Here is a 9727-nt window from a genome sequence, read left to right as displayed (position 1 = left end):
GGCCGTTCGTCACGGTGTGGCGGATCCTCGTGCCGCTCTCGGTGCCGGGTCTCGTTTCCGTGGGCTTGTATACGTTCATGATCGCGTGGAACGAGTTCCTGTTCGCCTTGACATTGACCCGCACGCAGGACATGCGCACCGTGCCGATCGGGATTCAACTGCTCATGGGTCAGCATTCGTACGAATGGAACGAGATGCTGGCGATGAGCATGCTCGGCTGCATTCCCATAGTCGGTCTCTTCTTGTTCTTCCAGCGCTACTTCATCGGAGGGATGACCGCCGGTGCCGTGAAGATCTGAACCACCGACCGCAGGCCATCTTCCCTATTTCAAGGAGACCGAGAAATGCTGATCAACGGCCGTGATCTGCTGGCTGTGGCGAACGAGAACAACTTCGCCGTTCCCGCGTTCAACATCAGTGACTACGCCATGCTGAACGGTGTGGTCGACGTCAGCGAGGAGAATGACGCACCGCTCATCGTGGCGATCCATCCTGACGAGCTCAGTCATACCGGAACCGACATCATGGCGGCGATCATCGCTCGTGCCCACCGGTCCTCCGTGCCAGTGACGGTGCATTTCGACCACGGCGCCACCTTCGAGCAGATTCTGCTGGCCATCCAGGTGGGCTTTACCTCGGTGATGATCGATGGTTCGCTGCTGCCTTTCGACGAGAACATCGCGATCACCAGGAAGGTCGTCGAGGCGGCACATGCCGTGGGCGTCTCCGTCGAGGGCGAGCTGGGCACCATCGGATCGACTGACGCCGAAGGTGAGTACGGCACGGCGACGATCATCTACACCGACCCTGACGACGCGGTGACGTTTGTGCGGGAGACGGGGGTCGATTCCCTCGCCGTGGCGATCGGCACGCGGCACGGCATCTACCCCGCCAGCCTGAAGCCCGAGCTCAAGCTCGATTTGCTGCGGCAGATCAAGGCGAAGCTGGCCATGCCGCTGGTCCTGCACGGCGGATCGAACAACCCAGACGTCGAGATCGGCGAGTCGGTCAAGCTCGGCGTGAACAAGATCAACATCTCGTCCGATATCAAGGTGGCGTATCACCAGAAGATGCGGGAAGTCCTGGCGGACCCTGGACATCGCGAGCCGAATACGATCCAGCCCCCGTGCATCGAAGCCATGAAGGTCACCGCTGCGCACAAGATCGCCCTGTTCGACGCCGCAGGCAAAGCCTCGCTCTACTGAGCACCGGTCATGAGCGAGCGAACAGTCCTGGGCCTGGGAGGTAACGTCGACTACGAGGTCGTCTGGGACTCCGCGACCATCGAGCGTCTCGTCGTCGAGCACGACATCTGGTCCGTAGACCTGAGCAACGCGGTGCCCATCGACAGTGAGCGTAACCTGGTGTGCTCGTTGCTGGCGTTCCTGCGTGACGGCGTCGGGGGAGAGCGTTCCGTCGCGTCCAACGATCTCGTCGAGCGCTTTGCCGCTCGGTTCGACAAGGCGGCCACCCTGGGCGGTACAGGTGTGCGATGTGCTCTCGCGATGGCCACGCTGGGCGTGCGCAGCACCGTGCATCTGGTGAGCATCGATGACCATGTACGCCGGCTTCTGCCGGCCGGCATCTCGTATCTGTGCAGCGCAGATGGTGACACTTTCGACCCGCACCTGATCGTGCAGTACGTGGCCGGAGACCGGGTGCAGAGCCACGATCTCGACCTGTGCGCTCCGCACTCGAACCGCATCATCTACGTTCATGACCCGCCCAACCGGGAGATGCGCCTGCACCCGAAGCTGGGAGAGGCGTTGAGCCAGGCCGAGGTGTTCCTGGTGTCGGGTTTCAACTCCGTCCAAGGCAAGGAACTACTGTCTGAGCGGCTGTCCCAGCTGCGCGCTCACATGGGCCGGCTCCCGGCCACGGCTCTGACGTTCTACGAGGACGCCGGCTTCCATGTGCCGGAACTACGACAGGTGGTGCACGAAGGGCTTCTCGATCTGGTCACCGTGCTGTCGATGAACGAGGACGAGATGCAGGAGTACCTCGGCCGGCCGGTCGACCTCCTCGATGCCGCTGAGCTAGTGCGCGCATTGTCCGAGCTCCGTGCGATCGTCCCGGCTCGGACACTTGTCGTGCACACCAAGTACTGGTCGATGGCTTTGGGGGAAGCAGCGCGGGGGTATCGCGGGGCGTTGCAGGGCGGCGTCACCATGGCCAGCTCCCGCTACACATTCGGGGACGCGTTCGACGCCGATGACTACCACGCCGTGCAGCGATTCCCTGTGCATCCGCAGGGCGCCGCCGTCGTCGAGGCAGTAGAGCAGACGCTGGGCGAGTCGGTGAGCGGAGTTCCCGCGTTCGTGCTCACCGCGGCGACACCGACGACGATCGGCCTCGGTGATGCGTTCGTGGGTGGGTTCCTCGCCGCAAGTCAAGGGGCGCAGCCACGACCCTGATCGACAGGTTCTCCCGTGCCTGGACACGTCTTCCGAGCCGCGGAGTTCGTTTTTGTCCGAACCTGCCCGAACCTGGGTGGACCGTGCCACCCTGGCGGTCACGTTGAGCTGATTGGCTATCTCGGCCACGGACGATCGATACGGAACAGCATCGCTCTTTACGGCTTGGCCGCCATCTGGAACCTCGCGTTGGCCGGCGACCGCATCCCCGCCTGAGGACGCCGGATCGAACTGTTCGGTTGCCCGTTCTACGGTGGAGGCGTGAGGATCGTATCGCTTCTGCCGTCGGCCACGGAGATCTTGTTCGCCGTCGGCGCAGGTGACGACGTCGTGGGTGTGACGTTCGAGTGCGACTACCCGCTGCCGGCCCGCGGCAGGCACATCGTGTCCACCAGTACGTTGCCCGAGGGCCTGCCGCCTGCGGAGATCGATCAGCTGGTGAACGAGCGGATCGCCGCCGGGGAGGACCTGTACCACCTGGACCAGGGAGCGCTGGCGGACCTGGATGCCGACCTGGTGGTCACTCAGGACCTGTGTGCGGTCTGCGCGGTCGACGTGTCGACGGTGCACGACGCCCTGGAGTACCTCGCCTGTCGCGCCGAGGTGCTGACGGTGGATCCACAAACGTTGACTGAGGTCCTGGACTCCATCGTGACGATCGGCGCCGCGGTCGGTTCCCGGGTGAGGGCCGAGCGGCTGGTGACGGAGCTGTCCGTCCGGCTTGATGCGGTGCGGTCGAAGGTCGCCGCCGAGCGGCAGGTGCCAGCGCTGATCCTGGAGTGGACCGATCCGCCGTTCGCGCCGGGGCATTGGGTTCCGGACATGGTCGAGGCCGCCGGCGGACGTTCCGTTCTCGGGCAGTCCGGCGCACGCTCGTACCGGATCAGCTGGGACGACGTCGCCACCGCCGGGGTCGAAGCCGTGGTCTCAGCGCCGTGCGGGTTCGGGCTCGATGAATCGGCCCGGCTGACCGGCGAGGTCGCCGACCTGACACCTCAAGGTGTCCCGCTGTGGGCCGTGGACGCCAATGCGTCGTTCGCCAGGCCCGGTCCCCGCCTGGTCGACGGTGTGGAGGCGCTGGCTGGCATTTTCCACCCCGCGGCCGCCGGGGCGCCGAACCCGGCGTTCGCTCAGCGGATCCGCTGACGACAGCACCTGACATCCGTCCTGGTCAAGGACGTGAGCCTGGCGGACTGTGTCGCGTGCCTGCGCGCCGGTGTACGACGTGTTCTAGGGCTCCGGTCGACGACGAGCGCCGGTACGAGCCGAGTTCTGGCAGAAAAATAGAACAAAGAGCCCTCCACGCCGCTCCGAGTTACACTTTCGGCGTAGAAAATGTAACTCGAGGCAGGAGTGCGGCCGTGTCGTTCCAGTTTCTTGGACCAGATCCGACCGAAGCGCAGCTGAACCACGTTCTCACCGAACTGGCCAATGGTCGCCTTCCGCATGACATCGAGAAGCGCAATGTTGACGTGAAGGAGGAGCCTGGTCGACGTGGACCGGGAGGCGTGGTCCAGGCAGGGGCCACAGAAAACGAGGATGCCGCAAAATACATGGCCGGTGAGTTGGCATGCCTCGCCAATACGCCAGGTGGGGGTGCGCTCATCGTGGGCGTCGCCGACGACGGGCTGCACGTCGGCACAGACGTCGATGCGGAGTGGTTGCGTCACAGGATCTATCAGCTCAGCGATCGGCGCCTGACGGTTGACATCCGGGAAGTAGACCTGAACGGTACCCGCTTGTTAGTCCTTCGCGTCCCTGAAGCAGTGGAGCCGATCCGTTGGCACGGGCGAATTCAATGGCGAGTCAACGACAACTGCGTTGAGGTAGACGCGGCGACGTGGATGTCGGGGCGGTTGCACAGAAGCGGCTTCGACTGGTCGGCCCAGCCATCGGGCTATCGACTCGAAGATCTCCGAGGAAGCGCAATGGAGGTTGCGCGCCGTTTCCTCAGCCAGGCTGCCAATGACCCCACCGCGGCCGATCTGTCGTCGGCCACAGACGAGGACCTCCTGCGCCGCCTGAACGTTGTCGACGGTGACGGCAACTTGACGAACGCGGGTGCCCTGCTGTTCGTTGAGACGCCGTCGACGGCCATTGACTATATCCGCCGCGACCATCCGGGTGGAGACAGCACTGTTCGTATACGAGGCGACGGATCGCTACTTTCGCAGCTGGCTGAAGTCGAGACAGCCGCCGCAGCGTCCAATCGCGTGGTTCACCTACCCGACGGTCTGGTTCGAGGACAAGTGCGAGCGTTGCCGCCGTCGGCGATACGCGAAGCGATCGTCAACGGTGTCGTCCATCGTGAATGGCCCTCGGATGCCCCCGTCGTCGTCGAACATGTCGGTGACACGTTGACTGTTACGTCTCCAGGTGGGTTCATCGGAGGCGTCACACCAGCGAATATCATCTCTCACCCCTCCGTGCCCCGATACAGAAGTCTCGCCGAGGCGGCGGCCGCCCTGAGGCTCGCTGAACGGGAAGGCACCGGCGTCGACCGTATGGTGGCCGACATGCTGGCGTTGGGACACCGACCCCCTGACATCGCCGAGGTCGACGGTCCGTTCGTCAGGGCGGTCCTGATCGGAGGAACACCGAACCGAGAGTGGACCGAGATTCTCGCGGCGTCCTCATCCGGCGCCTTGAGTCGTGACGTCGACCTGCTCCTGCTCCTCGACCATCTCAGCCGCCACGGATGGGTCGACGCCACGCGGGCCGCACCTGTCCTACAACGGCGCGAGATTGAGACCGAAGCAGCCATCGGCCGACTCGCGGACGTGACCGTCAACAGCGAGCCGGTGATCGTCCCGGTCGCCGGCGTGCCAGACGGTGAACCTTCTGCATGGCGGCCTTCGGACGTCGTTCGCGAGAAGCTCCCAACCCGTCTCCAGCACGTTCTCTCTGGTACGGGTCGCGAGCGCATGATCCTCGACTGGGCACGCGCGCGGGGCCGAGTGTCGAGCACCGAAGTGGCAGACCTGGCCGGCGTCGCGACCAACTATGCCGGAAAGCTCTTGGGCAACCTCGAGGCACACGGCTACCTGCAACCGGGACGCGCGAATCGCAGCGGTAGAGGATTCTTCTACCGTCTATCCACCACCTGATAGCGAGCCGGGAGGGAGACACCCTGCGCCTGTAGAGTCTTCAACCTCTGTTCGCCCAGCTGTGGCTGGCGTGTGGGCGTGATCAGGTTTGATCGGCGGAGTACGTCTGCATCTTCCTGGGAGGGGACTCGTGCGTAGTTTTCGCCTGCTCACCGCCGCGGTGACCGTCGCGGCGTCCGCAAGGTCACGACGCTCACGCGGCCGGACGGCACGCCCTATACCGGTGCCGACTTCGACGGCGAAGGGCTGGTGATCGAGCGCGGTAGCAGGACGGTGCTCGCCAGCTCGGAGACCGAGCCATCCATCCGCCGGTTCCGCCGCTTCGACGGTCGCCAGATCGGCGAGCTCGACGTGCCGTCACGTTTCCGTGTCGCGCCGGAAGGTGAGGCGGCGTCCAATGCGACGTTCGAATCGCTCACGGCCACACCGGACGGACGCACGCTGTACGCCGGCATGGAGGGTCCGCTCGCCGCCGACGGCGCCGACGCTGAGGGCCGCGGCCTGAACCGCATCCTCCGTTACTACGGGCGCTCCGGGCGTACCTATGTGCCGACAAGCCAGCTCGCCTACCGTACCGACGCGGACCTCGGGCTGGTCGAGCTCGTGGCGCTCGGCGACGGCCAGCTGCTCGCGCTTGAGCGTGGCTGGACGGCAGGCTTCGGCAACACCGTCCGCATCTACCGCGTGAACGCGGCGGGTGCCACCGATGTCACCGGCATCGAGTCGCTGCAGAGCGTGACCGACCCAGGCACGTTCGTCGCCAAGGAGCTGGTGGTCGACCTCGTCACCTGCCCGCCGTCGGGCGCGACCGCGAAGCAGCCGCAGCCCAACCCCCTGCTGGACAACGTCGAGGCGATGGAGTTGGGTCGTCGCCTGGGCGGGGACCGCTACGACCTGTTCCTGCTGTCCGACGACAACAGCAACCCGACGCAGATCACCCGGCTCTACCGGCTCTCCGTCCGCATCTCCGACTGAGGTTGAAGGGCGGAATTGCGGTCCAGATCGGCGTGAGGGCGCCCGCGCGTCCTCACGCCGATCTTTGAGCTCGTCGTGGTTCACACTCGCGTCGTGTGGTGGCAGCCCCGCGAGTCATCAGGCGGACCATGCGCCGCGATGTCCTACTCGTCAGGGATTCGGTCGCCGGCCAGTGCGAGGTTCTGGATGGCGGACAGACCCCACAGGGCTGTGGTGTTCGTGGACACCCACGGCGCGCTGTCGGTGGGGTTGAGCGTGTCCTCGCTGTGTTCGGCCGACCAGTCCCTGTCCAGCTGGTACTCCCAGTCGGTCCGAGGATGCATGAAGAAGTCCCACGCGCGCTCGGCGTACGTGGCGTCACCGAGTCGGTGGTACGCGTAGGCGTCCATGCGGGTGTGGCCCTGTCGGAGATTGGTGCCGAGGCGTCCGCCTAGTTCCGCCTCCTGTTCCTCGCGGCTGGCGTTGTAGAGCCGGCAGTACGGCAGCCACGCCGCTTCGAACTCGGGCATGTCGATGGCGTCGATGAGCTCCGCGCAGATCTCCACCAGGCCGAACATCGCCCCCAACGAGCTCCCGCTGACGCTGGCTTCGGCCGGCAAGAACTCGCCGGTCTCCATGTTGTAGAGGGTGCCGCCGTTGGCGAGCCCGTTCGGCATCGCCGCGATGGTGCGCATCGTGCCGAGCACCTTCCGCTCCGCGTCGTCCGCCTGCGGCCCGCGGCGTTCCCACTCGGTGAACCAGGCCGCGGCCAGCGCCGACCAGTCCGTCCCCAGACCGACTGCGAGCGCGCGGGGATCGGGCTCGTACGGCTCTTCGCGGATCTTGCGGATCGGGTCGAGGGTGAGGAACGTCTCCTCGGCGTCGACGACCTCGTGCATCAGATCGCCGGTGCGCTCGTCGGCGGTGAGGTAGTAGAAGATCCTCCGGTAGATGGCCGTGCTGATCCGCAGCTGCTTGGCGCTGTCGCCCCAGTGCTGCACGTTGTGCCGGGTGCCCAGCCCGGCCCACTCGCCGAGGTGGTAGACGTCGACCTCGCCGGTGTGCCGGGTCATGGCCTCGGCGAACCGGAAGATGTCCGCGCGTCCGGAGCGCAGGTACGAATACCACAGCCACAGGTCAGGGGAGAGCTCGGAGTTGTCCCAGGCGTAGCCGCCGACGTCGTAGCGCCATACGCTTCGGTCCCCGTCGAAGCTGTGCATGATGTCGCCGTAGTTCCAGAAGCCGTACCAGTGGCGTTGCTCCTGTTGCTTGGTGTAGAAGTCGAAGAGGAAGTCGAGGCCGTCCTCGATCGCCGCCTTCGTCGGCGTGGAACGGTCCACCGGCGTGAACAGCCCGCCGAACACGTTCGCGTCTACCAGGTGCTGCACCTCGTTGACGATCTGCGGCGGCGTCCGCACAGCGTCGGCCATCGCGCCTAGCCGGTCGGCCTCCGGGGTGGCGTCCATCGCCCAGAGCATCAGCTCGGTGGTGCGCGCGATCCCGTATGGGGTGCCGAATCCGGGCTCGTAGTCCTCGTAGGTGACCTCCAGGGCGTCGAGCTGCTCTTCGTAGGTGTCCTGCCCCAAGCCGTCGTGGTAGAAGCGGGTGTCCATCGGCGGTGCGTCGGGCGACCACATCCAGACCGTGACCTCGGCGGCGTCGGTGTGTGCGTCGCGCACGTCGAGCTGGGTGGGGTGCCGCTGCCAGAAGTCCCGCATTCCGAATCCCACGCCGCCGCTGACACCGCCGACGTAGCCGAACCCGGAGGCACGGCCGCCCTGGTCGACGTCGACCCAGCCGTTGCCCTTCGTTGTCCGCTTCGCGAGTGTGAAGCCCTCCGAGGACAGCTGGCTGAGCTTGTAGTCTCCCCACGCCGGGATCCAGTGCAGGCGAGTGGTGACGCGCTGATCCCACGTCGACGGATCGGGCAAGCGCTTGCCGGCCACCTGGGCGGCGCGAACCTCCTCGCCGGGGTCGCGGCGTAGGCCGGTGATCGTCTTGACCGCCTCGGTGAGCATCCCGTGGTCCTCGCCGACGAACCGGATGTGCCGGTCGTACAGCTCGTCGGTCATCGGCACCTTGAACCGCACCCCGAGGCCGGCGATGAACTCGTCGTCGCCGTCGCTGTCGAACACGAAGGTGTGCATCATCCGCACGTGCTCGGCGCCGGCATAGAAGTAGAGCCGGATGGTGAACGGGAGCCAGTCGCGCCCGCGGCCCGAGTGCACACCCTCGACGCGGACGACGGCTCGCACCGGGCCGTCCTGCTCGACCGTGGCCTCGCTGATCTTGCTGACCATCTTGTGCCGGTCGGCGCTCGCCTCGTCGCCGTCGTCGATCTTCCGCTGCCGCAGATTGACCAGTTGGACATGCTGGGCGATCTCTCGGCCGTCCCGGCTGATCGAACGGATCAGAAACTGGCCACGCTTGACCATCTCGCAGCGGATCACGCCGGTGTCGACGACGATCCGGCCCCGGTTCTCCTGGACGGTGACGGCGTTCTCCGGCGCTGCCGGCTCGCCCGTGGTCAAGACGTACTCCGCGGCGGCGGGAGCATCGGCGGCCAGCGCGTGAGCCGTCCACTTGACCGACCCGTCCGGCCAGTAGGCGGTCGGCCACGTCTGGGCCGGCACGTCCGCCCCGTCCGACGACCGCAGCGCGAACGCCTGTTCCGAGCTGATCGTTCCCTTCGGCCACGGCACGCCCCATGTGCTGCCGGTGCCGACCGCCGGCGGATCGCCCTCGAGCCAGTGCAGGCGGATCTCGGGAGCCTCCGCGCTCTGTTCTGCGGTGTAAGCGGCGAAGGCTGGACTGACCGGAACTGCGGTCCCTACGCCCGCGCCTACCATGCCCTGGACGAACGTACGACGGGATACTTCGGGCATCTGACTCCTCCTCGAGTCGCCGACTACGGTGCTTGGTCCGGTGCCAGCTGTAGAAGTTCGATGATGTTGAGCAAGCGCTGACCCAGGTCGTTGGTGTTGGTGAACGTCCACTCGACCGGGGTGAGCACGGTCGGGCCGGAGACCTCCTGGACCGGGGCCAGGTTGCCTTGGTGCGGTCCGAAGGTCTGCCATGCGCGTTGCTTGTACGAGTCGTCTCCGAGCCGGTCGCCCGCGAACGCCATCATCCTGGCGTAGTGGTTGCGGAAGCTACCCTCGTTGAAGTTCCGGCCGTACAGCTCGACTCGCTCGTCGTCGGTGCCCGTCCGGGCGATGCAGAAGTTCAGGAACTCCTGCTCGAACTCCGGGA

At 65.9% G+C, this 9727-nt stretch carries 6 protein-coding genes and 2 pseudogenes; 6 read left to right on the top strand and 2 right to left on the bottom strand.

Going from position 1 to position 9727, the window contains the following annotated elements; genetic code table 11:
• The 6 genes and pseudogenes from ELR45_RS38315 to ELR45_RS18400 all read left to right on the top strand — a co-directional run.
• Nucleotides 1-299: pseudogene (locus ELR45_RS38315) on the top strand (carbohydrate ABC transporter permease); the annotation flags it as partial.
• Between the two features lie 45 nt (nucleotides 300-344).
• Nucleotides 345-1205, top strand: coding sequence for a ketose-bisphosphate aldolase (locus ELR45_RS18420; RefSeq protein WP_129667694.1), 861 nt, complete (start codon nucleotides 345-347; stop codon nucleotides 1203-1205).
• Nucleotides 1206-1214: 9 nt separating this feature from the next.
• On the top strand, nucleotides 1215-2414 hold the full coding sequence (locus tag ELR45_RS18415) for an ADP-dependent glucokinase/phosphofructokinase (RefSeq protein WP_129667693.1): 1200 nt from the start codon (nucleotides 1215-1217) through the stop codon (nucleotides 2412-2414).
• 261 nt (nucleotides 2415-2675) lie between these two features.
• The gene (locus ELR45_RS18410) at nucleotides 2676-3560 is read left to right on the top strand and encodes an ABC transporter substrate-binding protein (protein ID WP_129667692.1); all 885 of its coding nucleotides are present in this window, start codon (nucleotides 2676-2678) and stop codon (nucleotides 3558-3560) included.
• Between the two features lie 215 nt (nucleotides 3561-3775).
• A complete protein-coding gene (locus ELR45_RS18405) occupies nucleotides 3776-5521 on the top strand; it encodes an ATP-binding protein (protein WP_129667691.1) in 1746 nt (581 codons plus the stop codon).
• A 186-nt stretch (nucleotides 5522-5707) separates the two neighbouring features.
• A pseudogene (locus ELR45_RS18400) lies at nucleotides 5708-6496 on the top strand (esterase-like activity of phytase family protein); the annotation flags it as partial.
• Nucleotides 6497-6639: 143 nt separating this feature from the next.
• Here ELR45_RS18400 and ELR45_RS18395 read toward each other — a convergent pair.
• Together ELR45_RS18395 and ELR45_RS38310 are read right to left on the bottom strand one after the other, a co-directional pair.
• Nucleotides 6640-9360 carry an exo-rhamnogalacturonan lyase family protein gene (locus ELR45_RS18395; protein ID WP_129667690.1) on the bottom strand — a complete coding sequence of 907 codons (2721 nt, stop codon included), beginning with the start codon at nucleotides 9358-9360 and terminating at the stop codon, nucleotides 6640-6642.
• A gap of 23 nt (nucleotides 9361-9383) precedes the next feature.
• Nucleotides 9384-9727, bottom strand: a 344-nt coding sequence (locus tag ELR45_RS38310; protein ID WP_205856833.1) for an exo-rhamnogalacturonan lyase family protein, incomplete at its 5' end; no start/stop codon positions are given.

Source organism: Phytoactinopolyspora endophytica, assembly GCF_004138495.1.
Taxonomy (GTDB): Bacteria; Actinomycetota; Actinomycetes; order Jiangellales; family Jiangellaceae; genus Phytoactinopolyspora; species Phytoactinopolyspora endophytica.
The sequence above is the reverse complement of the archived record's forward strand: the minus strand, read 5'-3'. Positions and strand labels throughout refer to the sequence as shown.

Bases quoted from the DNA above. Each gene is read 5' to 3' on its own strand.
- ELR45_RS18420 (WP_129667694.1), top strand. From the start codon at position 345: ATGCTGATCAACGGCCGTGATCTGCTGGCTGTGGCGAACGAGAACAAC.
- ELR45_RS18415 (WP_129667693.1), top strand. From the start codon at position 1,215: ATGAGCGAGCGAACAGTCCTGGGCCTGGGAGGTAACGTCGACTACGAG.
- ELR45_RS18395 (WP_129667690.1), bottom strand. From the start codon at position 9,360: ATGCCCGAAGTATCCCGTCGTACGTTCGTCCAGGGCATGGTAGGCGCG.